This window comes from Bacillus sp. SIMBA_031 (assembly GCF_046535225.1).
Classification (GTDB): domain Bacteria; phylum Bacillota; class Bacilli; order Bacillales; family Bacillaceae; genus Bacillus; species Bacillus velezensis.
In genome coordinates this window covers 393,744-419,901 of sequence record NZ_JAWRXC010000002.1, presented here as the reverse complement: position 1 = coordinate 419,901, position 26,158 = coordinate 393,744, and the positions used below count along the sequence as shown (strand labels likewise).

At 46.9% G+C, this 26,158-nt stretch carries 27 protein-coding genes and 1 other annotated feature; of the genes, 23 read left to right on the top strand and 4 right to left on the bottom strand.

Features of this window, described 5'->3' with window-relative positions; translation table 11 throughout:
• The first annotated feature begins 165 nt into the window (after positions 1 to 165).
• The 4 genes from polA (at position 166) to coaE (ending at position 5,038) form a co-directional block, all read left to right on the top strand.
• The gene (polA, locus tag SB724_RS08950; protein ID WP_265971118.1) at positions 166 to 2,805 is read left to right on the top strand and encodes a DNA polymerase I; all 2,640 of its coding nucleotides are present in this window, start codon (positions 166 to 168) and stop codon (positions 2,803 to 2,805) included.
• Positions 2,806 to 2,829: 24 nt separating this feature from the next.
• The gene (gene mutM, locus SB724_RS08945) at positions 2,830 to 3,660 is read left to right on the top strand and encodes a DNA-formamidopyrimidine glycosylase (protein WP_410570833.1); all 831 of its coding nucleotides are present in this window, start codon (positions 2,830 to 2,832) and stop codon (positions 3,658 to 3,660) included.
• A 136-nt stretch (positions 3,661 to 3,796) separates the two neighbouring features.
• A complete protein-coding gene (ytaF, locus tag SB724_RS08940; RefSeq protein WP_003152461.1) occupies positions 3,797 to 4,429 on the top strand; it encodes a sporulation membrane protein YtaF in 633 nt (210 codons plus the stop codon).
• Between the two features lie 15 nt (positions 4,430 to 4,444).
• Positions 4,445 to 5,038, top strand: coding sequence for a dephospho-CoA kinase (gene coaE, locus SB724_RS08935; protein WP_032873708.1), 594 nt, complete (start codon positions 4,445 to 4,447; stop codon positions 5,036 to 5,038).
• 38 nt (positions 5,039 to 5,076) lie between these two features.
• Here the strand turns inward: coaE and SB724_RS08930 are convergent, their stop codons facing one another.
• Together SB724_RS08930 and SB724_RS08925 are read right to left on the bottom strand one after the other, a co-directional pair.
• Positions 5,077 to 5,919, bottom strand: a complete 843-nt coding sequence (locus SB724_RS08930; RefSeq protein WP_003152464.1) for an aldo/keto reductase — start codon at positions 5,917 to 5,919, stop codon at positions 5,077 to 5,079.
• 58 nt (positions 5,920 to 5,977) lie between these two features.
• Positions 5,978 to 7,177, bottom strand: coding sequence for an MFS transporter (locus tag SB724_RS08925; RefSeq protein ID WP_014305559.1), 1,200 nt, complete (start codon positions 7,175 to 7,177; stop codon positions 5,978 to 5,980).
• Positions 7,178 to 7,360: 183 nt separating this feature from the next.
• Between SB724_RS08925 and SB724_RS08920 the strand changes: the two genes are divergently transcribed.
• From SB724_RS08920 to thrS, 9 genes are all read left to right on the top strand, one after another.
• On the top strand, positions 7,361 to 7,747 hold the full coding sequence (locus tag SB724_RS08920) for a winged helix-turn-helix transcriptional regulator (protein ID WP_003152469.1): 387 nt from the start codon (positions 7,361 to 7,363) through the stop codon (positions 7,745 to 7,747).
• 207 nt (positions 7,748 to 7,954) lie between these two features.
• Complete coding sequence (locus tag SB724_RS08915) at positions 7,955 to 8,977, top strand: glyceraldehyde-3-phosphate dehydrogenase (RefSeq protein ID WP_007408083.1); 1,023 nt, start codon at positions 7,955 to 7,957, stop codon at positions 8,975 to 8,977.
• A gap of 238 nt (positions 8,978 to 9,215) precedes the next feature.
• On the top strand, positions 9,216 to 9,596 hold the full coding sequence (gene speD, locus SB724_RS08910; RefSeq protein ID WP_003152471.1) for an adenosylmethionine decarboxylase: 381 nt from the start codon (positions 9,216 to 9,218) through the stop codon (positions 9,594 to 9,596).
• A gap of 248 nt (positions 9,597 to 9,844) precedes the next feature.
• On the top strand, positions 9,845 to 10,303 hold the full coding sequence (nrdR, locus tag SB724_RS08905; RefSeq protein ID WP_003152473.1) for a transcriptional regulator NrdR: 459 nt from the start codon (positions 9,845 to 9,847) through the stop codon (positions 10,301 to 10,303).
• Between the two features lie 111 nt (positions 10,304 to 10,414).
• A complete protein-coding gene (gene dnaB / locus SB724_RS08900; RefSeq protein WP_285979170.1) occupies positions 10,415 to 11,824 on the top strand; it encodes a replicative helicase loading/DNA remodeling protein DnaB in 1,410 nt (469 codons plus the stop codon).
• 24 nt (positions 11,825 to 11,848) lie between these two features.
• Positions 11,849 to 12,784: a primosomal protein DnaI gene (gene dnaI / locus SB724_RS08895; protein ID WP_012118157.1), complete on the top strand. Its 936-nt coding sequence runs from the start codon at positions 11,849 to 11,851 to the stop codon at positions 12,782 to 12,784.
• A gap of 31 nt (positions 12,785 to 12,815) precedes the next feature.
• Complete coding sequence (locus tag SB724_RS08890; RefSeq protein WP_410570829.1) at positions 12,816 to 13,457, top strand: TVP38/TMEM64 family protein; 642 nt, start codon at positions 12,816 to 12,818, stop codon at positions 13,455 to 13,457.
• A 65-nt stretch (positions 13,458 to 13,522) separates the two neighbouring features.
• Positions 13,523 to 14,353 (top strand): putative sporulation protein YtxC, encoded by an 831-nt coding sequence (gene ytxC / locus SB724_RS08885; protein WP_045208428.1) that lies wholly within the window; start codon positions 13,523 to 13,525, stop codon positions 14,351 to 14,353.
• Positions 14,354 to 14,762: 409 nt separating this feature from the next.
• Complete coding sequence (thrS, locus tag SB724_RS08880) at positions 14,763 to 16,694, top strand: threonine--tRNA ligase (protein WP_410570827.1); 1,932 nt, start codon at positions 14,763 to 14,765, stop codon at positions 16,692 to 16,694.
• A 54-nt stretch (positions 16,695 to 16,748) separates the two neighbouring features.
• Here the strand turns inward: thrS and SB724_RS08875 are convergent, their stop codons facing one another.
• Positions 16,749 to 17,543: an HAD family hydrolase gene (locus SB724_RS08875; protein WP_410570825.1), complete on the bottom strand. Its 795-nt coding sequence runs from the start codon at positions 17,541 to 17,543 to the stop codon at positions 16,749 to 16,751.
• Positions 17,544 to 17,729: 186 nt separating this feature from the next.
• Between SB724_RS08875 and SB724_RS08870 the strand changes: the two genes are divergently transcribed.
• From SB724_RS08870 to SB724_RS08835, 8 genes are all read left to right on the top strand, one after another.
• A complete protein-coding gene (locus SB724_RS08870; protein WP_410570823.1) occupies positions 17,730 to 19,511 on the top strand; it encodes a LytS/YhcK type 5TM receptor domain-containing protein in 1,782 nt (593 codons plus the stop codon).
• Positions 19,489 to 20,223 (top strand): LytR/AlgR family response regulator transcription factor, encoded by a 735-nt coding sequence (locus SB724_RS08865; RefSeq protein WP_007613024.1) that lies wholly within the window; start codon positions 19,489 to 19,491, stop codon positions 20,221 to 20,223. The genes SB724_RS08870 and SB724_RS08865 overlap by 23 nt, the downstream gene beginning before the upstream one ends.
• 129 nt (positions 20,224 to 20,352) lie before the next feature.
• Entirely contained in the window at positions 20,353 to 20,790 is a 438-nt protein-coding gene (lrgA, locus tag SB724_RS08860) for an antiholin-like murein hydrolase modulator LrgA (RefSeq protein ID WP_410570821.1), read from the top strand.
• Positions 20,791 to 20,802: 12 nt separating this feature from the next.
• The gene (gene lrgB / locus SB724_RS08855; RefSeq protein WP_007408093.1) at positions 20,803 to 21,486 is read left to right on the top strand and encodes an antiholin-like protein LrgB; all 684 of its coding nucleotides are present in this window, start codon (positions 20,803 to 20,805) and stop codon (positions 21,484 to 21,486) included.
• A 181-nt stretch (positions 21,487 to 21,667) separates the two neighbouring features.
• Positions 21,668 to 21,798 (top strand) — a sequence feature (ribosomal protein L20 leader region).
• A gap of 58 nt (positions 21,799 to 21,856) precedes the next feature.
• A complete protein-coding gene (infC, locus tag SB724_RS08850; RefSeq protein ID WP_071543361.1) occupies positions 21,857 to 22,378 on the top strand; it encodes a translation initiation factor IF-3 in 522 nt (173 codons plus the stop codon).
• 12 nt (positions 22,379 to 22,390) lie between these two features.
• Entirely contained in the window at positions 22,391 to 22,591 is a 201-nt protein-coding gene (rpmI, locus tag SB724_RS08845; protein ID WP_003152493.1) for a 50S ribosomal protein L35, read from the top strand.
• A gap of 31 nt (positions 22,592 to 22,622) precedes the next feature.
• Complete coding sequence (rplT, locus tag SB724_RS08840) at positions 22,623 to 22,982, top strand: 50S ribosomal protein L20 (protein ID WP_007613019.1); 360 nt, start codon at positions 22,623 to 22,625, stop codon at positions 22,980 to 22,982.
• Positions 22,983 to 23,039: 57 nt separating this feature from the next.
• Complete coding sequence (locus tag SB724_RS08835; RefSeq protein ID WP_410570818.1) at positions 23,040 to 23,306, top strand: DUF1294 domain-containing protein; 267 nt, start codon at positions 23,040 to 23,042, stop codon at positions 23,304 to 23,306.
• Positions 23,307 to 23,319: 13 nt separating this feature from the next.
• Here the strand turns inward: SB724_RS08835 and SB724_RS08830 are convergent, their stop codons facing one another.
• Positions 23,320 to 23,712 carry a hypothetical protein gene (locus SB724_RS08830; protein ID WP_003152498.1) on the bottom strand — a complete coding sequence of 131 codons (393 nt, stop codon included), beginning with the start codon at positions 23,710 to 23,712 and terminating at the stop codon, positions 23,320 to 23,322.
• Positions 23,713 to 23,895: 183 nt separating this feature from the next.
• Here SB724_RS08830 and SB724_RS08825 point away from each other — a divergent pair, with 183 nt between their 5' ends.
• Both SB724_RS08825 and abnA read left to right on the top strand, forming a co-directional pair.
• Positions 23,896 to 24,981 carry a M42 family metallopeptidase gene (locus tag SB724_RS08825; protein ID WP_007408096.1) on the top strand — a complete coding sequence of 362 codons (1,086 nt, stop codon included), beginning with the start codon at positions 23,896 to 23,898 and terminating at the stop codon, positions 24,979 to 24,981.
• A 140-nt stretch (positions 24,982 to 25,121) separates the two neighbouring features.
• Positions 25,122 to 26,087 carry an arabinan endo-1,5-alpha-L-arabinosidase AbnA gene (gene abnA / locus SB724_RS08820; RefSeq protein ID WP_410570816.1) on the top strand — a complete coding sequence of 322 codons (966 nt, stop codon included), beginning with the start codon at positions 25,122 to 25,124 and terminating at the stop codon, positions 26,085 to 26,087.
• Positions 26,088 to 26,158: the final 71 nt, after the last annotated feature.

Sequence of the window (26,158 nt, the reverse complement as noted above, 5' to 3'; positions counted from 1 at the left end):
GGAGCCAATTTTGACGGCGGGAACGTGTTTTCTTGTTCCCGTCCTTTTTTGCGTTTTCACGGGGTTCGCTCATTTTCCTTTCAAATTGAACTTTGTTAAAATAAGAGAAGCTGTGAGATTAAAAAATAGAGGAATGACGAGCTTTTGCTCTTAGGAGGATATTGAATGACGGAACGAAAAAAATTAGTGCTTGTCGACGGAAACAGTCTGGCATACCGGGCGTTTTTTGCATTGCCGCTTTTAAGCAATGAAAAAGGCATTCATACAAATGCCGTATACGGGTTTGCGATGATTTTAATGAAAATGCTGGAAGATGAAAAGCCGACCCACATGCTGGTGGCTTTTGATGCGGGAAAAACCACTTTCCGCCACAGCACGTTTAAAGAATATAAAGGCGGAAGACAAAAAACGCCGCCGGAGCTTTCAGAACAGATGCCGTTCATCCGCGAGCTCCTTGATGCCTACAAAATCAGCCGCTACGAGCTTCCTGAATATGAAGCGGACGATATTATCGGCACCCTTGCCGTATCTGCTGAAAAAGAAGGCTTCGAAGTAAAGGTAGTGTCGGGGGACAAGGACTTAACCCAGCTTGCAACCGGGAAAACGACCGTTGCCATTACGAGAAAAGGCATTACCGACGTGGAAGATTACACGCCGGAGCACGTGCAGGAAAAGTACGGTCTGACCCCTTTGCAAATCATTGATATGAAGGGATTAATGGGGGATTCATCCGATAACATACCGGGCGTCCCCGGCGTCGGAGAAAAAACCGCGATTAAGCTCTTAAAGCAGTTCCATTCGGTTGAGAAACTGCTTGATTCCATTGATGAAGTCAGCGGAAAAAAATTAAAAGAAAAGCTTGAAGAATATAAGGAGCAAGCCCTGATGAGCAAAGAGCTGGCGACGATTATGACAAATGCGCCGATTGAAGTCAAGCCCGAAGATTTAGATTACAAAGGGTTTGACCGTGAACAAGTTGTTGCCATTTTTAAAGAACTCGGTTTTAATACGCTTCTTGAGCGGCTCGGTGAAGAAAGCGGGGAAACGGCGGAAGAAAATTTTGAAGACATCAATGTCGAAACGGCAGAAGAAATCACCGAAGATATGCTCGTTTCGCCGTCCGCTTTGGTCGTCGAACAAATCGGTGATAACTATCACGAAGAACCGATCCTCGGCTTTTCCATCGTGAATGAAACAGGTCTTTATTATATTCCGAAAGAAATCGCCATTCAGTCTGAAGCTTTTAAATCTTGGGCTGAAGATGAATCGATGAAAAAATGGGTGTTTGACAGCAAACGTTCCGTCGTCGCTTTGCGCTGGCAGGGAATTGAGCTGAAGGGAACGGAATTTGACGCGCTTCTTGCTGCCTACATTATAAACCCGGGCAATTCGTACGACGATGTCGCGAGCGTAGCGAAAGAATACGGGCTGAATATCGTTTCAAAAGATGAAGCGGTATACGGAAAAGGCGCAAAGCGCGCCGTTCCGGCTGAAAAAGAGCTTGCCGATCATCTCGCGCGGAAAGCGTCTGCCGTTAACAGCCTTCGTGACAAACTGCTGCACGCGCTGGAAGAAAATAATCAGCTTGAATTATATGAAGATCTCGAACTCCCGCTTGCGCTTATTCTTGGAGAAATGGAATCAATGGGCGTCAAAGTGGATGTTGAAAGACTGAAGCGAATGGGCGAAGAGCTCAAGGCAAAGCTGAAAGAATATGAAGAAAAAATCCATGACATCGCCGGTGAGCCGTTTAACATCAATTCACCAAAACAGCTCGGCGTCATTCTGTTTGAAAAACTCGGCCTGCCGCCAGTAAAGAAAACAAAAACAGGCTATTCCACTTCAGCCGATGTGCTTGAGAAGCTCGCCGACAAACATGATATCGTCGCTTATATCCTGCAATACAGACAAATCGGCAAGCTTCAATCGACTTATATAGAAGGGCTGCTGAAGGTCACGCGCAAGGATTCTCATAAGGTGCATACACGATTCAATCAGGCGTTGACTCAAACCGGACGCCTCAGCTCAACGGACCCGAACCTGCAAAATATTCCGATCCGGCTGGAGGAAGGGCGGAAAATCCGTCAGGCTTTCGTACCGTCCGAACCGGACTGGCTTATTTTCGCCGCCGATTATTCACAAATTGAATTAAGGGTGCTTGCGCATATTTCAAAAGATGAAAATCTGATCGAAGCGTTTACGAATGACATGGACATTCACACAAAAACCGCCATGGACGTGTTTCATGTCAGTGAAGATGAAGTGACACAAGCGATGCGCCGCCAGGCAAAGGCCGTCAATTTCGGCATTGTTTACGGCATCAGTGATTACGGGCTGTCACAAAACCTCGGCATCACCCGGAAAGAAGCGGGCGCTTTTATAGACCGCTATTTGGAGAGCTTCCCGGGCGTCAAGGCATATATGGAAGAATCGGTGCAGGAAGCGAAGCAAAAAGGATATGTCACGACACTTATGCAGCGCCGCCGCTATATTCCTGAGCTGACCAGCCGCAACTTCAACCTGCGGAGCTTTGCGGAACGGACGGCCATGAATACGCCGATTCAGGGAAGCGCCGCCGATATTATTAAAAAAGCCATGATTGACATGGCAGCTGAGCTGAAAGAAAAAAACCTGAAGGCACGACTGCTGCTTCAGGTGCACGATGAATTGATTTTTGAAGCGCCTAAGGAAGAAATTGAAATATTAGAGAAGCTGGTTCCTGAAGTGATGGAGCATGCTTTGGCATTAGACGTGCCGCTGAAGGCGGATTATGCTTCAGGGCCGTCTTGGTACGATGCAAAATAAACAGAGAAAAAGGAAGTGATGATTGTGCCGGAATTACCAGAAGTTGAAACGGTCCGGCGCACTCTGACCGGTCTTGTGAAGGGGAAAACGATTGAATCGGCGGATATCAGATGGCCGAATATCATCAAAAAACCCGCCGAGCCGGAGGAATTCGCGCGGCAGATTGCAGGAGAAACAATCCGATCCATCGGAAGAAGGGGAAAGTTTTTGCTTTTCCACCTCGATCATTATGTCATGGTGTCCCACCTGCGGATGGAGGGGAAATACGGTCTTCATCAGGCCGATGAGCCTGACGATAAACATGTGCACGTCGTGTTTCACATGACGGACGGAACACAGCTCCGCTACCGGGATGTCCGGAAATTCGGCACGATGCATTTGTTTGCGCCGGGAGAGGAATTGAATGCATTACCGCTTTCACAGCTCGGGCCCGAACCCGATGATAAAGCATTTACCGCTGCTTATTTAAAAGAGCGGCTTGCAAAAACGAACCGCGCGGTGAAAACAGCCCTGCTCGATCAAAAAGCGGTCGTCGGCCTCGGCAATATTTATGTCGATGAAGCTTTATTCCGGGCGCGTATTCATCCTGAGACAAAAGCGAACAGTCTGTCAGACGGGCAGATAAAAACGCTTCATACAGAAATTAAAGACACCCTTCAGGAAGCAATTGACGCGGGCGGGAGCACCGTCCGGTCTTATATCAATTCTCAAGGGGAAATCGGAATGTTTCAGCTCAAACATTACGTATACGGCAAAAAGGATGAGCCGTGCAAGTCGTGCGGCACGATGATTTCTAAAATCGTGGTCGGCGGAAGAGGGACGCATTTTTGCGCCCGCTGCCAAAAAAAATCATGAACTGAAGCTGTTCAAGCAGGCGGCAGCAGAATGACTTTTTTCTAACACAGTTGATGACCTTTCTCCATATATATATTGTGATTCACCCAATAGGCATATGTCACAATTGCCGATCAAGAGAAAGGGAGAAACGGATATGGAGATTGTTTCTTTGCTGCTTTTGGCTTTTGCTGTCAGCTTGGACAGTTTTTCAGTCGGGTTTACGTATGGTTTGAGAAAAATGAAAATCCCGTTCAAAGCGATTGCCGTGATCGCTTGCTGTTCAGCCTCTGTGATGTTTATATCCATGCTGATCGGCCATTTTCTGACAAAGATTTTTCCCGTATCCGTCACGGAAAAACTGGGCGGGCTGATCTTAATCGGAATCGGGGCATGGGTCATCTGGCAATTTTTCAAACCGGCTAAAGAGCCGGATTACTTATTGCATGAAAAAACGCTACTTAATCTTGAAGTGAAATCGCTCGGCATCGTCATTCACATTTTGAAAAAACCGACCAGCGCCGATATTGATCAATCCGGAACCATTAACGGAGTCGAGGCGCTTCTGCTCGGTATCGCCTTATCCATTGACGCGTTTGGCGCCGGGCTGGGAGCGGCCATTCTCGGCTTTTCTCCGGTTATGATGAGCGTGACTGTCGGGCTGATGAGCTCGCTGTTTGTTTCACTCGGCATAAACGCGGGGCATTTGCTCTCAAGATGGAATTGGATAGATAAAATGACATTTTTGCCGGGAGTCCTGCTGATTATCATCGGGATTTGGAAAATGTAAGAAGGAGTGGGCTTTTTGAGCTTGGTCATCGGTTTAACGGGAGGCATCGCAAGCGGCAAAAGCACGGTAGCGCGTATGCTGATCGACAAAAAAATAACAGTCATTGATGCGGATGTCATCGCAAAACAGGCGGTGGAAAAAGGAATGCCGGCTTACGGACAAATTGTGGAAGCATTCGGAAAAGACATCCTGCTGGAAAATGGCGATATTGACAGAAAAAAACTCGGTTCTATCGTTTTCACTGACGAACAGAAGCGTCTGAAGCTGAATCAGATCGTTCATCCGGCGGTACGTGCGGAAATGTTGAAACAGCGGGATGAAGCCGTTGCGCGAAAAGAGCAGTTCGTCGTTTTGGATATACCGCTTTTGTATGAAAGCGGGCTTGATTATCTTGTCGGCAAGGTGCTCGTCGTCACCGTACCGGCAGACATTCAGCTCAAACGGCTGATGGAGCGGAATTCCCTTACAGAAGAAGAAGCGATGAGCCGGATAACGTCGCAAATGCCTTTAGCGGACAAAACAAAAAAAGCTGACGCCGTCATTGATAACAGCGGCAGTCTTGAATATACAAAGCACCAGCTTGAGGAAGTATTGAGCGGCTGGGCATAAACAAACACCGTTCGGAAAGCCGAACGGTGTTTTTCTGGTTAAAAATCAAAATTGTCAGGGTCAGGACCGACACGGAGATTTTCGTTCAGATCATCAATCCGCTTCATATCGTCAGCTGACAGTTCGAAATCAAAGACATTTGCATTTTCTTCAATACGATGTTTTTTAGTTGATTTCGGAATGGTGATGACACCGTTCTGCAAATCCCAGCGCAAAATCACTTGAGCGGCTGATTTGCCGTACTTCTCAGCGATCTCCTGTAAGACGGGATGATCAAGCAGCTGCCCTTGCATCAATGGCGACCACGCTTCAAGCTGAATGCCTTGTTCAGTGCAGAAAGCAAGCAGTTCTTTCTGTGTCAGACGCGGGTGGTACTCCACCTGGTTGATCATCGGCTTGATTTCCGTTTCTTTCATGAGATGTTTCAGATGGTGAATTTGGAAATTGCTGACCCCGATCGCCTTAATGCGTCCATCCCTGTAGAGGGTTTCGAGCGCCCGCCACGCATCGATGTACTTTCCTTCGACAGGCCAATGAATCAAATATAAATCCAAATAATCTAAACCGAGTTTTTCTAAGCTTGTGTCAAACGCTTTTAACGTTTCTTCATATCCTAAATCGGCATTCCATACTTTTGACGTGACAAAAATGTCTTCACGTTTTAATCCCGCTTCTTGCAGCCCTTGGCGGATGCCTTCGCCGACACCTTCTTCATTTCCGTAAATCGCGGCGGTATCAACGCTGCGATAGCCGTGCACCAATGCCGTTTTCACCGCGTTGACGAGTTCCGCGCCTTCCTCTACTTTGAAAACGCCGATGCCGAACCAAGGCATCTCTACTCCGTTATGCAATGTTGCTTTTGCTTGTAAATGTGTTGTCATGTATATATTCCTCCTATTAGTTGTCTGTTGAAACAATCAAAATGCGCTGAAGAAAAACTCACCTCCTTTCAAGGGCAGTGCGATCCCGCTTTTCAAGCTTCCTGCTCCATCCGGTTAATACGACGGCGCTGAGCACCATCAGCGCCCCGATCCAAGCGGTATGAATGATTCCGATTGAGTCTGTAATGATTCCGCCGGCAAACGAGCCGATCGCGATTCCGGCATTGAATGCCGCGATATTTAAGGCTGATGCTGTATCAACGGCGCTTGGCGCAAAACGTTCACTCAGCATCACGACATATACCTGAAGCCCCGGCACATTCATAAACGCCAACAGCCCCATGAAAATAATGGTGATCAGCCCGGCTGTTTTAAACGGCGCGGTAAAAGTCAGAACAAACAGCACAGCAGCCTGGACAATGAACATATAAAACAAGGCTTTCAGCGGATTCCGGTTTGATAAACGGCCGCCAATCATGTTTCCGATGGCAATCGCAATTCCGTAAATGAGCAGGATGGCCGCGACGGTTTCTTTCTGGAAACCGGTTACCTCCTGAAGAAGCGGAGATAAATACGTAAACACGACAAACGTTCCGCCGTAGCCTAACGCGGTAATAATAAATAAAAGCAATAACCGGCCGTTTGTGACGAGTTTGACCTGCTCGGAAAATGCGGTTTTCGTTCCTTTGCGCAAATGTGACGGAACGAGAAGCGCGTTTGTGAGGAATGCGATGATTCCTACCGCCACAATGACGGCAAATGCGATTCTCCATCCGAATTGCTGGCCGAGATAGGTGCCGAACGGAACGCCGGTCACCGTAGCCACCGTCAGCCCCGTAAACATAATGGAAATCGCGCTTGCTCTTTTATGCTCCGGCACGATATTGGCGGCGATTGTTGCCCCGATTGACATGAAAATGCCGTGGGAAAACGCCGAAATAACCCGTGCCGCCAGTAAGACGCCGATTGAGGAAGCGCTCGCTGCGAGTGTATTTCCGGCGATGAAAATTAACATCACCCAGAGCAGCAGCGTTTTCCGTGACATGCCGGATGTGAGAGATGTTAAAACCGGCGCGCCGAATGTCACGCCCAGAGCATACATGGAAACGGTAAGCCCCGCCGTTGTCACAGGTATATGCAGATCTTGAGATATAAGCGGCAGCAGCCCGACGCTGATAAATTCGGTTGTGCCGATCGCAAAAGCGCTGACGGCTAGTGCCAGCAGCGCTGGTAAATAGCTTTGGCGATGTGAAGACATCTGTTTTCCTCCTTGAACGATAATGTATGGTTGAAATGATGCCGGGTAAACGATATAAGTATAAGAGTACATTCCTTTTCAGCCGGCAAATGTCATTATGATCGATAGAAGTGTCATTGAAAAGAACGTACTTTTAAGTGCCATAGGCACTTTTTAGTTCCTATAGATGAGGAGGAATTACCGTTGCTGAAGAAAAAATACAATATATCCGTAGAAGCGGCCCTTGAAGTGATCGGCGGAAAATGGAAGTGTGTGATCCTCTGCCACCTCATGCGCGGGAAAAAACGGACAAGCGAATTGAAACGGCTTATGCCGGACATCACCCAGAAGATGCTGACACAGCAATTGCGGGAGCTGGAAGCTGACGGCGTCATCAACCGGATCGTATACAATCAGGTGCCGCCGAAAGTGGAATACGAGCTGAGTGAATACGGGCACAGTCTGGAAAGAATTTTAAACGCGCTGTGCGACTGGGGCGCGATGCATATTGCTAAACGGTACGGCGAGGTGTCTTCCGTTTTAGAGGACAGTATTTTAAATGACAAATTCAAAGAACCGGGACAAATATAAGAAAAAAGCAGGCAGCCTGAGACGCTGATCCTGCTTTTTTTATGGAAGAAAGATCATTTTATATGCAAAAAAACCGATTGAACAACATATTGATCGGTATAAGGGTGGATTTTTATCAAGTTGTACTGGCGGATTTCTTTTAATGTGTTATACTATATATAAATAAAGGTAAATTAGAGTGGCATATTAAAAAGGGGTGACCTGAGCATGAAGGTAAAAGTAGCAATCAACGGGTTTGGAAGAATCGGAAGAATGGTGTTCAGAAAAGCAATGGAAGATGATCAAATTCAAATAACAGCCATTAATGCAAGCTATCCCCCGGAAACGCTTGCTCATTTGATAAAGTATGACACAATTCACGGCAAATACGATCAAGAAGTTGAGACCTCCGACGACAGCCTGATCGTCAACGGAAAACATATTATGCTGTTCAATCGCCGGGACCCGAGAGAGCTTCCGTGGAAAGAATGCGGAATAGACATCGTCGTAGAGGCAACGGGGAAATTTAATTCAAAAGAAAAAGCAATGAGCCATATTGAAGCAGGGGCGAAAAAAGTTATTTTAACGGCTCCGGGCAAAAATGAAGACGTTACCATTGTCATGGGAGTAAATGAAGAGCAGTTCAATCCCGATGAACATGTCATTATTTCAAATGCATCCTGCACGACAAACTGTCTTGCGCCGGTCGTCAAAGTGCTTGATCAGGAATTCGGGATTGAAAGCGGCCTGATGACGACTGTTCACGCTTACACGAATGATCAAAAAAATATCGACAATCCGCATAAAGATCTGCGGAGGGCGAGAGCGTGCGGAGAATCCATCATTCCGACTTCTACAGGCGCCGCCAAAGCGCTGTCGCTCGTGCTGCCTCATTTGAAAGGAAAACTTCACGGTCTTGCTTTGCGTGTTCCCGTTCCGAATGTGTCATTAGTGGACCTTGTCTGCGATCTGAAAACAGATGTGTCGGCCGAGCAAGTGAACGCCGCTTTCCAAAGAGCCGCAAAAACGTCGATGTACGGAATTCTTGATTATTCGGATGAGCCGCTCGTTTCTTCGGATTATAATACGAATTCACACTCTGCGATCATCGACGGACTGACAACGATGGTGATGGAAGACCGAAAAGTAAAGGTGCTCGCCTGGTATGACAATGAATGGGGATATTCCTGCCGGGTCGTTGATCTTATCCGTCATGTCGCCGCGCGAATGAAACACCCGTCAGCTGTGTAGACTAAAGATCATGGACATTTGTTAGAAAAAAACCCTTAACGGCATATTCGCAAAAAACACACCTTGCAAAATAAACTTAAACACAGTATACTATCTTTCGTGAACTTCTTGCTCGTGACTGCTTCGGAATTACTTAAAGGGTTAGGACCTCTCCGGACTAACTTTCCCCCGTGGTAAATGGCCGGGTCAGTTCTCGGAAATTCACTTTTTTAATTCTTGTTAAGGGGGGTCCATGATTATGGAAACAATGGGGCGTCACGTCATCTCCGAGCTGTGGGGATGCGATTTTGATAAGCTCAATGACATGGATTTTATTGAAAAAACGTTTGTAAATGCTGCTTTGAAATCAGGAGCTGAAGTGCGCGAGGTCGCATTTCACAAATTTGCACCGCAAGGCGTAAGCGGAGTCGTTATCATCTCTGAGTCACATTTAACGATTCACAGTTTTCCTGAACACGGATATGCAAGCATTGATGTTTATACTTGTGGAGACCTGGATCCTAATGTGGCTGCGGATTACATTGCGGACGCATTACATGCAGATACAAGAGAAAACATTGAAATACCGAGAGGAATGGGGCCTGTACAGATTAAACAGGCACAAGCGAAAGTACTGTAATTTTCAAAACGCAAACACAAGGGAGCTAAGCTGAAAAAGCCATTACGCGCTTTGAAGCTGATGCTCCTTTTCTAATGTAAAAAAACAGCATTGCTTTTTCTTTAAGCATTTTTTTTGTAAAATAGAAAAGATAAGGCCGGTCTATCGGCTCTCCCAACAAATAGGCTCATCCTAGAAACGTTGGCGGGCATTTACCGGGAGCTTGCGAACCGCATTACAGCAACGAAACAGATGGGAGCTGATCCAATTTGAAATGTCCTTCATGCCAGCATAACGGTTCCCGCGTACTTGATTCACGGCCTGCGGACGAAGGGAAATCAATCCGCAGAAGGCGGGAATGCGAAGCCTGCCATTACCGCTTCACTACATTTGAGAAGTTTGAAGAGATGCCTCTGATCGTCGTGAAAAAAGAAGGCGTCCGGGAAGAATTCAGCCGTGAAAAAATGCTGCGCGGGTTAATTAAAGCTTGTGAAAAAAGGCCCGTTCCTTTAAAAACATTGGAAGACATGTGCTTTGACATTGAAAAAGAGCTGAGAAACCAAGGTGTATCTGAAGTCAAAAGCGAACTTGTCGGAGAAATGGTAATGGACCGTCTGGCGAAAATCGATGAGGTGTCTTATGTCCGCTTTGCTTCCGTCTACCGGCAGTTTAAGGATATAAACGTGTTTATCGATGAATTGAAAGATTTAATAAAGAAAGAACGCTGAGAGAGCTAAGAGATTGTGTCTGGCTCTTTTCTCATGAGCAAAATTGGCATTTGATAGATCGCAGAAACGGTGTAAAATGAGAGTAGAAACATATCGGAAGGTTTGAGAATCATGGCTGACTATTGGAATGACGTATTGCCTGTAGATCCTTATACGGTCAAAAGCCGTTCGCTTCTTCAGGATGTCGACAGACAGGTTTTGACACATCTGTACCAGCCGCTGATCGGTTCATTTGCATTCTCCCTTTATATGACCTTATGGGGGGAGCTTGAGCAGAACCGCTTGTGGGGAGCGGAATCCACGCACAGGCAGCTGATGGGCATGATGCAGTCAAATTTAAAAAAGATTCATCATGAACAGGGAAAGCTTGAAGGGATCGGGCTGCTGAAAGTGTATATCCGGGAGTCCGAGCAAAAAGAGCGGATGTTTATTTATGAGCTGCTGCCCCCGCTCAGACCGAATGATTTTTTTGAAGACGGCATGCTGAATGTCTTTCTTTATAACAGAGTCGGTAAAACGAAATACCAGCAGCTGAGACAATTTTACACGCATCCTTCCGTCGGCGCGGGCGCAAGGGAAATTACCCGTCCGTTTAATCACGCCTTTGCCTCTTTTCAGCCGAGTGAATGGAAAATGACGCCTGATATGGAAGAGGCGATGAAGCTCTCCGAGGACTATGAGACGGCGTCTGTCGGACAAGCGCCTTCCTATACGGTGACGGAGGAAGTGTTTGATTTTGAGCTTTTCATGGCGGGACTGTCAGAAACGATGATACCGCGAAAATCAATCACGCAGGACGTGCGGGAGAGCATTAAAAAGCTTTCATATTTATACGGAATAGATCCTATCTCCATGCAGCACGTCGTCATGACCGCAATTAATGAACAGGATACGATAACGGCCGAAGCGCTGAGGAAAGCGGCCAGCGACTGGTACCAAATTGAAAGAAGCGGGAAGCTTCCGGAACTGATTGATAAAACACAGCCTGTCACCTTGAGAGAAAACCGGACGGAAAAGGACGATTCATTGAACGGCGAACTCATCGCACAGCTTGAGACCATATCACCGAGAAAGCTTCTTCAGGACATTGCGGACGGGACCGAGCCGTCAAAAGCCGACTTGCAGATTATCGCCGATATTATGTTCGAACAAAAGCTTGAGCCCGGCGTCACCAATGTGCTGATTTATTATGTCATGCTGAAAACGGATATGAAGCTGTCCAAAAACTATATCCAAAAAATCGCCGCCCACTGGGCCAGAAAGAAAGTCAAAACGGTACGGGAAGCAATGAAGCTGGCAATAGAAGAGCACAGGCAATATCTTGATTGGGCGGACGGCAAAACAAACGGCGCGGCGCGCGGCAAAAAAACCGTCCGGGAAGAAAAGCGCCCTGATTGGATGAAAGAAGAAGAAACCGGGAAGAAACAAGAACAGCCGGCTCTTTCCGCGCAGGATCTTGAGGAACAGAAGAAAAAAATGATGGAAGAAATGAAAAAACTGAAAAAATACTCTGCCTATTGAGACAGAGAAGCGGGGTGATATTGAATGGAACCGATCAGCCGATCCTTAGAAGGCGTGACGAAAAGACCTGACTTTCAAAAACGCCTGGAACGAATGCAGCAGCAAGTCATGGCTGACGAAGACGTCCAGGCTTTTTTGAAGGAACAGAAAGATGTAATCAATCAAAGCATGATTGACAGAGGGTTAAATAAACTGTACGAATTCGTTCAGCAAAGCAAACAGTGCGCCTTCTGTTCGAAAGACAGCCGGACGAACAGCCTGCTTGAAGGCTATCATCCGAAGCTTGTGATCAACGGGCGTTCCATCGATATTGAATATTACGAATGTCCGGAAAAGAGAAAGCTCGACCGCCAGAAAAGGCAAAAGTCCCTGATGAAGAGCATGTATATTCAGCAGGATCTTCTCGGCGCGACGTTTCAGCAGATCGATATTACCGATCCGAGCAGAGTCGGCATCTTCCAGCATGTGACGGATTTTCTGAAGAGCTATAATGAAACGGGAAAAGGCAAAGGGCTGTATCTGTACGGAAAATTCGGAATCGGAAAGACATTTATTTTAGCCGCCATTGCCAACGAGCTGGCGGAAAAAGAGTATTCATCAATGATCGTATATGTTCCCGAATTTGTCAGAGAGCTGAAAAACTCGCTCCAGGATCAGTCGTTGGAGGCGAAACTGAATATGGTGAAAACCACGCCCGTACTGATGCTTGATGACATCGGAGCGGAGTCAATGACAAGCTGGGTAAGGGATGAAGTTATCGGCACCGTGCTTCAGCACAGAATGAGCCAGCAGCTTCCCACTTTCTTCTCGTCTAATTTTTCACCAGACGAGCTGAAGCATCATTTTACGTATTCACAGCGGGGAGAAAAGGAAGAAGTAAAAGCGGCAAGACTGATGGAGCGGATTTTATATTTGGCTTCGCCCGTCCGTCTTGACGGGGAAAACCGCCGCCGTTCATGATGCCGGCGTCCAATGGGAAGGATTTGAGGGAATGAGGAATAAGAAGGCTGTCACTTGGGCTGCGGCTGCGGCGGGAGCGGGTCTTTTGCTGTGGGCAAACCGCAAATATCTGAATCTGTCGCCTAAGGAGATCCGGCTGTGGATATTATCGTTCGGTATTTTTGCGCCGCTTGTGTTTATCGGAATTTCCATCGTCAGGCCTTTTGTGCTGTTTCCCGTATCAATCGTTTCCGTCGCCGGAGGATTGGCGTTCGGCCCGTTTTTCGGCACCGTGTATACGCTGGCGGGCTCAATGGGCGCTGCCGCCGCGTCATTTTTTGCGGCGGGGCTGTTTGCCTTTAATGAGAAAAGCCGTCATGGAAAAATGGAAGCCATTCAAAAGCAGATGAAAACCAATGGCTTCTTTTATATTTTTATCCTGCGCATTCTGCCTGTTAACTTTGATGTGATCAGCTATGCCGCAGGCCTATCGAAAGTCAGGCCGATGACGTATTTTTTGGCGACCGCAGCGGGCATCATTCCGGGGACGATCGTCCTGAATGTGCTCGGCGCGAGCTTTATGTCCGGCAATGTGCTGACCGTACTCTGCGTGATCTTTCTTTACATCGTATTTTTATCGCTTCCCGTTATATTTAAAAAGAAGGTGCGCCATTTGTTCGGCGGTGAAAGCTAACCTTTACGTCTATTTTAAAAACATCCCCCATATACTTGTAACAGATGCCGTAAGGGGGGACAAATATGCTTGAAGTGATCTTTGAAGATGACCACGATACCGCCGCTTTTTTACATCTCATTCAGCAATCGGACGACCGGAGACATTTTATTGTCCGTGAAGGCACAAAAAAAGTCGGAATCGCAAGGTCTGAAACGGCTTTTTGCGTTCAGCGCTTTATTGAGCCGATACTTGTCAGGTTTTTTTTGGAATGCAAAGAAGACGAGCATATGCTTTCGCTTATTGAGGATGCATACTGCTTCACCGATCAGGATGAACAGCAGCAAATCCTTCAGCTTGCACACAGCATTATGGAAGGAGAGTTGGATGATCATCCGTTCGAGCCGAAGAAAGAGCCGCGCACACAGTTTATTTCAGATGCGCTCCGGACGATTTCACTTGATGCGGGTGTTTTTTCCGTGCGTTCGTTTCAGACGTTCCGGCTCGGCAGGTATTATGAGCGGCTCAGAGAATACGCAGAGGCCGCGATAGATGAATACCGGATGGAACAGGAATATCAAAACTTTATTCAGTCTCTGAGAGATTATGTGACATCCAATCCGCCGCGGATGAAGAAAGTCCGCATCGTACATGACCGGGCTTTTACGCTGTGGGAGCTACGCTATTTGTCAGAACGGGAACAGAAAAAATACATAGACAGACGGTTTGTCCGGGAGCACCCGATGTATATAGATTCCCATCTCCTTGCGCCGCTGATCTCCATTGCGCCTGAGACGGTAGAACTGTATACGGACAAACCGGAGCATATGATGTCCAGAACGATTCAAAACGTGTTTCAGGAGAGGGTGCGCCTTTTTCCGCTGGGCGCGTTTGCAGCCGAGAAGACGGAAGGATAGCCGCACGGACGGCCTTGTGTAGGCGGCAGGGCTGTCTGTGCGAAATCAGACGGAAAACCGAGTTGCATTTTTCTCGCAGACATTTTATAATACATAAAAGATTAATGATTGCTACACGTATTGATAAGGACATGAAGCATTGATACCGGCTTTATAAGAGAGGAGAGCCCAGGCTGAAAGCTTTCCAGCTATGGATCATTGTCTTTACCGCCTTTGAACTTCAGCTGTGAACGCCGGAAGAAGCGCCAGTAATAGCTGACGGGAACTCCCGTTACAGAGTTTAGAGCCGCAGGTGCCGAAACAATCGGCCGCGCGGAAAAAAGGGTGGAACCACGATTCCGTTTATTTAACCTCGTCCCTTTCATAGGGGGCGGGGTTTTTGATTTGCATAAAAAAAGGAGTGACGAAGATGTCAGATATGATCAACATCACATTTCCGGACGGAGCGGTAAAGGAATTTCCGAAAGGAACAACAACAGAAGATATCGCGGCATCCATCAGCCCGGGATTAAAGAAAAAGTCTTTAGCCGGAAAACTGAACGGACAGGAAATTGATTTAAGAACGCCGATTCAAGAGGATGGTGCCGTAGAAATCATTACAGAAGGCACAGAAGAAGGTTTGAACATCATGCGGCACAGCACGGCGCATTTATTGGCCCAGGCGATTAAACGCATTTATAAAGATGTGAAATTCGGTGTCGGCCCCGTCATTGAAAACGGGTTCTATTATGACGTTGAAATGGAGCAGGCGCTGACGCCGGATGACCTTCCGAAGATTGAAAAAGAAATGAAACGCATCGTCGGTGAAAATCTGCCGATTATCCGAAAAGAAGTGAGCCGTGATGAAGCAAAAGCCATGTTTGCGGAAATCGGCGATAATCTGAAGCTTGAACTGCTGGATGCCATCCCAGAAGACGAAACGGTCTCCATTTATGAGCAGGGCGAATTTTTTGACCTGTGCCGCGGCGTGCACGTGCCGTCTACAGGCAAAATTAAAGAATTTAAGCTGCTGAGCCTTGCGGGCGCATACTGGCGCGGCGACAGCAAAAACCAAATGCTTCAGCGCATTTACGGCACGGCCTTCTTTAAAAAGGATGACTTAAAAGAGCATTTGCGGATGCTTGAAGAAGCGAAAGAGCGTGACCACCGAAAACTGGGCAAAGAATTAAAATTGTTCGCCAACTCTCAAAAAGTCGGACAAGGCCTGCCGCTCTGGCTGCCGAAAGGCGCAACCATCCGCCGCGTGATCGAGCGCTACATTGTGGATAAAGAGCTGAGCCTCGGTTATGAGCACGTCTATACGCCTGTTCTCGGAAGCAAAGACCTGTACGAAACATCAGGTCACTGGGAACATTATCAGGACGGCATGTTCCCGCCGATGGAAATGGACAATGAAACACTCGTGCTCCGTCCGATGAACTGTCCTCACCATATGATGATTTACAAGCAGGACATTCACAGCTACCGTGAGCTTCCGATCCGCATCGCAGAGCTGGGAACGATGCATCGTTATGAAATGTCAGGGGCGCTTTCAGGTCTTCAGCGCGTACGCGGCATGACGTTAAATGACGCGCACATTTTCGTCCGCCCTGATCAGATTAAAGAAGAATTCATCCGCACGGTCCGTTTGATTCAAGACGTATACGAAGACTTCGGCCTGAATGATTACACATTCCGCCTGTCTTACCGCGATCCTGAAGACACGGAAAAATATTTTGATGATGATGAGATGTGGAACAAAGCGCAATCCATGCTGAAGGCGGCAATGGACGAAATCGGCCATGACTACTATGAAGCGGAAGGCGAAGCGGCGTTTTACGGCCCTAAGCTTGACGTACAGGTGAAAACGGCGATCGGCAAAGAAGAGACATTGTCAACTGTACAGCTTGACTTCCTTCTTCCGGAACGCTTTGATCTCACTTACGTCGGGGAAGACGGTAAACAGCACCGTCCTGTCGTTATTCACCGCGGCGTCGTGTCAACGATGGAGCGTTTCGTTGCTTTCTTAATCGAAGAGCACAAAGGCGCCCTTCCGACATGGCTTGCGCCGGTGCAATTCCAAGTCATTCCTGTATCACCGTCCGTGCATCTTGACTATGCGAAAAAAGTGCAGGAGCGCCTGCAGCGTGAAGGCCTGCGTGTCGAGCTTGACAGCCGGGACGAAAAAATCGGCTATAAAATCCGTGAAGCGCAAATGCAAAAAATCCCGTACATGCTTGTGGTCGGTGACCAAGAAGCGGAAAACGGCGCGGTAAACGTCCGGAAATACGGCGAGCAGAAATCAGAAACCGTCTCATTGGACGATTTTGTGAAAAAGGCTGTAGCCGAAGCGAAAAAATAACCGGAAATACAAAAAACCCCGTTCATTCAGAATGGGGTTTTTTTGCGTATAACATTATCTTTCTTTTTGTTTCTCTATAATCGCAAACAGCTCGTGAAGATCGCTGATCACGTAATCAGGGGCAATGTCCGTATCATTTTTCTTTTGCGTCCGGTTTATCCAGACTGTCGTAATGCCTGCCCGTTTCGCTCCCAATATATCAGTATTGAGGTTATCTCCGACCATAATGGCGTCTTCTTTTTTCAGGTTCAGGAGGCCGAGGCAATGTTCGAATATGGAGGCGTCGGGTTTCCCTTTTCCGAAAGCGCCTGAGATGACGATTTCATTAAAATAAGGCGCGAGCTCAGGAACGCCGGCGAGTTTTTCTTTCTGCAGGCTGGGGTCGCCGTTTGTCAGCAGAAGCAATTCATAAACACCTTTCAGCTTATCAAGCACTGCAAACGTTTCATCATACACGTACGGACGCTGTCTGCGTTCCGCCGCGAAAAACTCCGCCAAATATTCGCCGTAAGCCGCATCGTCTATACCGACGCTTTTTAAGCCGTTCGTCCAGGCGTTTCGTCTGTATTCCGGCGCAATCCGATTCAGCTGTTTAAATCCTTCGCTGACCGGCTCGGAAAAATTCGCCCACAATCCTTCAAACGGATTAATGCCGATCATGACCGTATAAGGATAGGTTTCGTATGACATATACAATTCCCGTGCCGCTTTCCGAACCGCCTCTTCAAATGTATGCGGGTCAAGGCCATATTTTTTTTTCGCTTGTAAACATGTTTCCCTGAATGTTGTTCTGACGCTTTTTTCATCCCATAACAGTGTATCGTCCAAATCAAAAAATACGGCTTTCATGATCTTCTCCTCTTTGTTATATTCTGAAACTCTCTGCCGCAAGGCTCCCGTTTATTCTACAATAGATATATAGACTGTGAAAGATTTGTTTTCAGATGATTTGAAAAAAACAGGCAGGTTTGTGTCAGATTCTGTCTCAGGCTCTGAAACGTGATAAAATAAAATTTGAAAGAACAGGTGAAAAGTATGCTGCATTTGATCATCATGATGCTGGAAAGAGTCGGAATTATCGTCATATTGGGATTTGTTCTGGCTCATACCAGATTGTTCAGACAGGCGCTCCAGCAGCCTGAGAGCTATAAAGGCAAAGCGGTGCTGATTTCAATTTTCTCGCTGTTCAGTATCATCAGCAACTATACGGGAATAGAAATTCAGCGGAATACAATCATGAATAATGACTGGGTGTTTCAAATTAATCCGTCCGGTTCAATTGCCAATACAAGAATTATGGGCGTTGAAATCGGCGGACTCTTAGGCGGCCCGTATGTGGGGATCGGCGTCGGCATACTGGCCGGCCTGCATCGTTTATCACTCGGCGGCGCGACCGCAGTCAGCTGTGCCGTCTCATCCGTTTTAGCGGGCATTTTGTCCGGCTGGATCGGACGGTATTTCAGAAAACGCTATGCGATGCCGACACCGCGGGTGGCCGCGCTTGTCGGACTCGGGATGGAATCGCTGCAAATGCTGCTCATCCTCTTGATGGCCAAGCCGTTTTCTGATGCTTGGACGCTTGTGAGCATCATCGGCATCCCGATGATATTGGTAAACGGGTCAGGGACTTTTATTTTTCTTTCGATCATTCAGTCGATTATCAGGAAGGAAGAACGGGCGAGAGCCCTTGAAACCCATAGGGTGCTGATGATTGCCGATCAGACGCTTCCGTTTTTCCGCCAGGGGCTGAATGAAAGCTCATGCAAAAGCGTCGCCGCCATCATTCACAGGCAAACAGGAACGGACGCGGTATCGCTTACGGATAACGAAAAGATTTTGGCGCACGTCGGCGCGGGTGCCGACCATCATATTCCTACTGAAAGCCTGATCACCGGATTGTCAAAGCGCGTCATTAAAACGGGTCATATTATGAAAGCGACATCAAAGGAAGAAATTGAATGCACGCATGATCCTTGTCCGCTGCATGCGGCGATTGTATTGCCGCTGACGTCAAACGGCAAAACGATCGGGACGCTGAAAATGTACTTTAAAAGCCCGTCAGGTTTAAGCCGGGTTGAAGAAGAGCTTGCAGAAGGACTCGCCATGCTGTTTTCCACCCAGCTTGAACTCGGCGAGGCGGAACTGCAGAGCAAATTGCTGAAAGACGCAGAAATAAAGGCGCTTCAGGCACAGGTCAATCCGCATTTTCTGTTTAATGCGATCAATACGATTTCTGCTCTTTGCCGTACGGATGTGGAAAAAACCCGAAAGCTTCTGCTGCAGCTCAGCGTCTATTTCCGTTCCAATCTGCAGGGGGCAAGGCAGCTGCTCATCCCGCTTTCTAAAGAACTAAACCATCTGCAGGCATATTTATCATTGGAGCAGGCCCGTTTTCCCGGGAAATATAAAATCAGCCTTGAAATCGAACGCGGTTTGGAGGACATCGAAATTCCTCCTTTTGTGCTGCAGATCCTCGTCGAAAATGCGCTCCGCCATGCATTTTCAAGAAAGCAGGACAGCTGTGCCGTCAATGTCAGCGTGGTATCCGCCGGTCAGTCGGTTTTAATGCGGGTTGGAGATAACGGGCGGGGAATTGATCCGGAATTGCTGTCCGTGCTCGGAAACCGTCCGCTCCCGTCTAAAGAAGGGACGGGAACCGCGCTTTACAATTTAAATCAGCGGCTGATCGGGCTATTCGGCCCCAAAGCAGCCCTGCGATTGGAAAGTGAGGCCGGCAAAGGTACGGACGTATCATTTGAGCTGCCTTTGAAACTGATGACTAAAGGAGAAGAACATGCTGAAGGTGTTAATCGTTGATGATGAAATGCTGGCAAGAGATGAATTAGCTTATTTGCTGAAACGGACGAATGAAGTAAGTGACATAAACGAAGCAGAAAATATTGAATCCGCTTTTGACAGTATGATGGATCAAAAACCGGATCTGCTGTTTTTGGACGTTGATTTGTCAGGAGAAAACGGATTTGACATTGCCAAACGGCTGAAAAACATGAAAAATCCGCCGGCCGTCGTTTTTGCGACGGCGTATGACCAATTTGCTTTAAAAGCCTTTGAAGTCGACGCGCTCGATTATTTAACAAAGCCTTTTGATGAAGAAAGAGTGCGCCAGACGATCAGAAAGTTTAAAAGAGTGAAGCAGGACAGGGCAGGTGCCGTCTCAGAGCAGCCGTCCGCAGCCGGAGCGCATAAACTGGCTGTATCAGCCGGTGAATCTATTGTCATTTTAGATACGAAGGACATTATTTTCGCCGGCATGGAAGACGGGCACGTTTCCGTCAAAACGTTTGCCGCGTCTTATTCCGTTCATGAAACTTTGGCTGTCATTGAGAAAAAACTGCCTGAGACGGGTTTCTTGAGAGTGCACCGCGCGTTCATCGTGAATACGGAGCATATTACGGAAATTCATCCTTGGTTTAATTCGACGTACAATCTTATCTTAAAAGACGGCTCTAAAATTCCCGTCAGCCGTACATACGCCAAGGACTTAAAAAAGCTGCTTCATATTATATGAGGCGGCTTTTGCATTTCAGCAGCCGTTTTTTGCATTTCAGAATGAATATTCAGCCGTTTATTATGAAAGCGCTTTAAAAATCGATTTCTCTTTTATAATGGACCTAACAAAGAGAAAGAGGTGAAGAAAATGAGTGCGAAAAAAGTGTACGGATTTCTGACACAAGCATTTATTTTTGCCGTAATTATGCTCATATCTAATGGGACTGCAGCGATTGTCCCCATTCCTATACCCGCTTCCGTAGTAGGTTTGGTGTTATTATTTGTCCTCTTATGCCTGAAAGTGATTAAGCTTGAACAAGTAGAAACGCTGGGAACATCATTAACGTCACTGATCGGATTTTTATTTGTCCCGTCGGGCATCTCCGTGATGAATTCACTTGGCGTCATGCAGCAGTACGGCGTGCAGATCGCACTCGTCATCTTACTCGCCACCATCATTCTGTTAGGGGCGACGGGCCTTTTTTCTCAGCTGATCTTGTCTGTCAGCCAAAAACGTCAGAAGACTGCTCCTGAAAAACAAACGGTGCGCCGTTCCAATCAGGAAAAAGAACTTGTGCAGCATTAGGAGGGAAATCGGATGAGTCCATATTTCGGTATTGTCGTTTCACTTGCGGCCTTTGGCATCGGCACGTATTTATTTAAAAAAACGAGAGGCTTTTTCCTCTTCACCCCGCTGTTTGTCGCGATGGTGCTTGGAATCCTTTTTCTGAAGCTCGGCGGTTTTTCATATGAAGATTATAAAAGCGGAGGAGACATTATTAAATTCTTCCTGGAGCCCGCGACGATCGCTTTTGCCATCCCTTTATACAAACAGCGTGACAAACTGAAAAAATACTGGTGGCAGATCATGTCTTCTATCATTGTCGGCTCTATCTGCTCAGTGACGATTGTCTATTTGATCGCAAAAGGCATTCATCTTGACGCGGCCGTTATGAAAAGCATGCTTCCGCAGGCGGCGACAACGGCAATTGCCCTTCCGCTGTCAAAAGGAATCGGCGGCATCACCGATATCACCGCTTTCGCCGTTATTTTCAACGCCGTTATCGTCTATGCTCTGGGCGCTTTATTCTTAAAACTGTTTAAAGTAAAGCACCCAATCTCTAAGGGACTGGCTCTCGGCACATCAGGACACGCACTCGGTGTTGCGGTCGGTATTGAGATGGGGGAAGTAGAAGCGGCAATGGCAAGTATCGCGGTTGTCGTCGTGGGAGTGGTGACGGTGCTGGTCATTCCGGTATTCGTTCAGCTCATCGGAGGATAAACCCGGGTCATAGACCCGGGTTTTTTATTGTCCGGCAGCATCTGCGGGCGGCAAAGAACGAAATTTCACATTTTTCCTTGCGCTCACACTGGCATCGTGTTAAAATGAAAAAGTTGATCCGGAGAAGTCATTCTTGACTAATGATCCGGTATTGTGTAGAATAGTTATTGAATTGAATATAAATCACAAGCAGAGGCACCCGCTTCTCACCTGATTGACACATTCATGTAGTTGGCAGGTTGACCGTACATTTTTATTTATGCAGATGTTCGTAGTGTGGGTGTGTTGTCATGCCCGCACTTTTTGTTTGCCTGCAGAATGCAGTCAAAAAGCGTTGTGAATCAATTCGAAGAAACTATGGAGGTGGCTCATTATTAGCAAAGATCAATTGGTTAATGAGGGTATCCGTGCACGTGAAGTTCGTCTGATCGGACAAAATGGCGATCAGCTCGGCATCAAGTCCCGTCAGGAAGCACTTGAAATCGCCGGCCGCGCAAATCTTGACCTTGTGTTAGTTGCAGCAAATGCAAAACCGCCTGTCTGCCGCATCATGGACTACGGTAAGTTCAGATTCGAGCAGCAGAAAAAGGACAAAGAAGCACGCAAAAATCAAAAAATCATTAACTTAAAAGAAGTTAGATTAAGTCCGACGATCGATGAGCATGACTTTAACACGAAATTGCGCAATGCGATTAAATTCCTTGAAAAAGGCGATAAAGTGAAAGCTTCTATCCGCTTTAAAGGGCGCGCAATCACTCATAAAGAAATCGGCCAGCGCGTATTGGACCGTTTCTCTGAAGCATGTGCGGAAGTTGCGACAGTCGAAACAAAACCAAAAATGGACGGCCGCAGCATGTTCTTAATGCTCGCGCCGAAAAACGAAAAGCAATAAGGAGGAAATCCCATGCCAAAAATGAAAACTCACCGCGGATCTGCTAAACGTTTTAAAAAGACAGGTTCTGGGAAGTTAAAACGTTCTCATGCATACACAAGTCACTTATTCGCCAACAAATCCCAAAAGCAAAAGCGTAAGCTTCGCAAGGGTGCTATTGTGAGCGCAGGAGACTTCAAACGCATCAAACAACAGCTTGCCAACATCAAGTAATCGGACAAGGAACAATTAGGAGGGAAATATAATGCCAAGAGTAAAAGGCGGAACTGTGTCGCGTCAGCGTCGTAAAAAGGTTCTTAAATTAGCAAAAGGTTATTTCGGTTCAAAACATAGATTATACAAAGTAGCAAACCAGCAGGTCATGAAATCTGGAAACTACGCTTTCCGTGACCGTCGTCAGAAAAAACGTGACTTCCGTAAGCTTTGGATCACTCGTATCAACGCAGCTGCTCGTATGAACGGTCTTTCTTACAGCCGTTTAATGCACGGTCTTAAGCTTTCAGGCATCGAAGTAAACCGCAAAATGCTTGCTGATCTTGCTGTAAACGATCTTACTGCTTTCAATCAGCTTGCTGATGCTGCTAAAGCTCAGTTAGACAAGTAAGTTGAAAAAGCCGCTCTCTTTCCGGGAGCGGTTTTTTTACGTAAAGGGTGACAATCAATGGCTCTCTTCATTTACGCCGTATTGATAAACGGATACGGCTTTTGGATCATGGGCGCTGATAAAAGAAGAGCAAAGGCGCACCGGTGGAGAATATCAGAGAAACGAATATGGCTCACAGCCGCCATGTTCGGCTCACTCGGCGTATGGATCGGCATGCGCACCTTCAGGCATAAGACGAAACACAAATCCTTTTTATGCGGGGTGCCGCTGCTTTTTCTCACTGAAACCGCCCTTGTGATGATGTATTTGATGTATAAAACATAAAAAGCAGGAGAGCTTATCGCTCGCCTGCTTTTTTCGCTTTTTTGATGGGCTGGTCCCAATCAATCTTGCAATTCGGATACCGCTCCAATACCTTTTTTTCGACTTCTTCAAAATCACCTGCAGAAAAGCGGTTCAGCTTTTCCGGATTTTCGGTCCATACAAATATTGTATGGATAAACAGCGGATGATCTTTGGAAGGGATATGCTTTTCTCCTTCAAAGAGCACTCCTTTATAAGTAAGCTGGAGATTTTTTCGCGTGTTTTTCTGTTCGTCAATAAAATAAAAATTCTCTTTTGATTGCGCCAGTCTGAGCCTTCTTTTCGGGTTTGCGTAGAATTTGACGCACATGTAAATAAAATAAATAAGAAGTGCAAGCAAGACAATCCTCAATACTGTAATGGCCATATGTGTGAAGGCACCTCCTCACCTTTGTCATGATCTGATGTAATACGAAAAACAAAACAAAAGGTTTCATTTTTTTAAAAGAAATAGATAAAAACATTTACCCGTTTTTCAGGCGAATTAATCGTATGCTTCAGCATTGGTTTTGTATAATAAGAAGGGTAGTGAAAAAAAGGAGGTTTATTGATGACAAAATTAGATGAAACGCTCACCATGCTGAAAGCGTTAACGGATGCAAAAGGGATACCGGGAAATGAGAGAGAAGTCAGACAAGTGATGAAATCATACATAGAACCATTTGCCGATGATGTCACAACAGACCGGCTGGGAAGCTTAATCGCCAAAAAAACCGGCAAAGAAAACGGTCCGAAAATCATGATCTCAGGGCATTTAGACGAAGTCGGTTTTATGGTGACGCAAATCACTGATAAAGGCTTTCTCCGCTTTCAAACCGTCGGCGGCTGGTGGTCTCAGGTCATGCTGGCCCAGCGCGTCACCGTCGTGACAAAAAAAGGGGACATCACGGGGATCATCGGTTCGAAACCGCCTCACATTCTGCCTCCTGACGCCAGAAAAAAAGCCGCCGATATTAAAGAGATGTTCATCGATATCGGGGCGTCCAGCCGTGAAGAGGCAATGGAATGGGGCGTTCTTCCGGGTGACCAGATTGTGCCGTATTTTGAATTTACAGTGATGAACAATGAAAAGCATTTATTGGCGAAAGCATGGGACAACCGTATCGGCTGTGCGATTGCCATCGATGTATTAAAAAATCTGAAAAACAGTGATCACCCCAATGAAGTATACGGGGTCGGAACCGTTCAAGAAGAAGTCGGGCTGCGCGGGGCGAAAACAGCAGCACATACGATCCAGCCTGATATCGCGTTCGGTGTGGATGTCGGAATTGCCGGAGATACACCGGGAATTTCTGAAAAAGAGGCGCAAAGCAAAATCGGTGAAGGGCCGCAAATTATTCTGTATGACGCGTCAATGGTATCTCACAAAGGGCTGCGCGACCTTGTCGTGAACACGGCGGAAGAAGCGGGAATTCCGTATCAGTTCGATTCCATTGCCGGAGGGGGCACGGATTCAGGTTCCATTCACTTAACCGCAAACGGAGTGCCGGCGCTGTCCATTACGATCGCGACGCGCTACATTCACACTCATGCCGCTATTTTGCATCGGGATGATTATGAGAATACGGTAAAATTGATCACAGAAGTGATTAAAAAATTAGATCGGGAAACGGTTGACCGTATTACTTATCAATAAAGATACGGAAGAATCTGCTTTTTTAAGCAGATTCTTTTTTTGTCTGTACAAATATGAACCCTGCGTCTACAATAAGAGAAGACATAGAAAAATCTGACAACACGTTTTTGAAAGCGCTTTAAAAAAGGGAGGGTTTACAAATGAAAAACAGATTCAGACGCATGATCCGCTTTTCGTGCGCAGCCGTTACAGCCGGGCTGCTGATGATGTCTTCATCTCCGGCATCTGCCGCGTTTTGGGGGGCATCAAATGAATTGCTTCACGATCCGACAATGGCGAAGGAAGGAAACACGTGGTACGCTTTCGGAACCGGTTTGGAAGGGGAGAGGGGGCTTCGCGTCTTAAAGGCGGGCAGCGGCGGCGTATGGACCGTTCAGAAATCAATCTTTACTTCTCCGCTGTCATGGTGGGGCAATTATGTGCCGAATTACGGGCTGAATCAATGGGCCCCCGATGTTCAATATTTTAACGGAAAGTATTGGCTGTATTATGCCGTTTCTTCATTCGGCAAAAATACCTCCGCGATCGGTCTTTCATCATCTGCAAGTCTCAGTTCGGGAAACTGGAAGGACGAAGGGCTCGTCATCCGTTCAACAAGCGCCAATAACTACAATGCAATTGATCCGGAGCTGACAATTGATAAAGACGGAAACCCTTGGCTTGCCTTCGGTTCTTTTTGGAGCGGCATTAAGCTGACAAAGCTTGATAAAAATACAATGAAACCGACGGGATCACTTCATTCCATCGCTGCCAGACCGAATAACGGCGGAGCTTTGGAAGCGCCGGCCATCACCTACCAGAACGGCTACTATTACTTAATGGTGTCGTTTGATAAATGCTGTTCAGGCGTGAATAGTACGTACAAAATCGCTTATGGAAGAAGCAAAAGCATCACCGGCCCATATCTCGATAAAAGCGGGAAAAGCATGTCAGAAGGCGGAGGGACGATTCTTGACTCCGGTAATGACCGCTGGAAAGGCCCGGGCGGTCAAGACATTGTGAACGGGAATATTTTAGTGCGTCATGCGTATGATGCCGAAAACAGCGGAATTCCGAAGATGCTCATCAATGATATCGATTGGAGTTCAGGCTGGCCTTCCTATTAATCGAGCAGCCGGGCATGTGTGTCCGGCTTTTTTACTTGCAATAAAAGATTGACAGTTTGATTCCTCCTTAA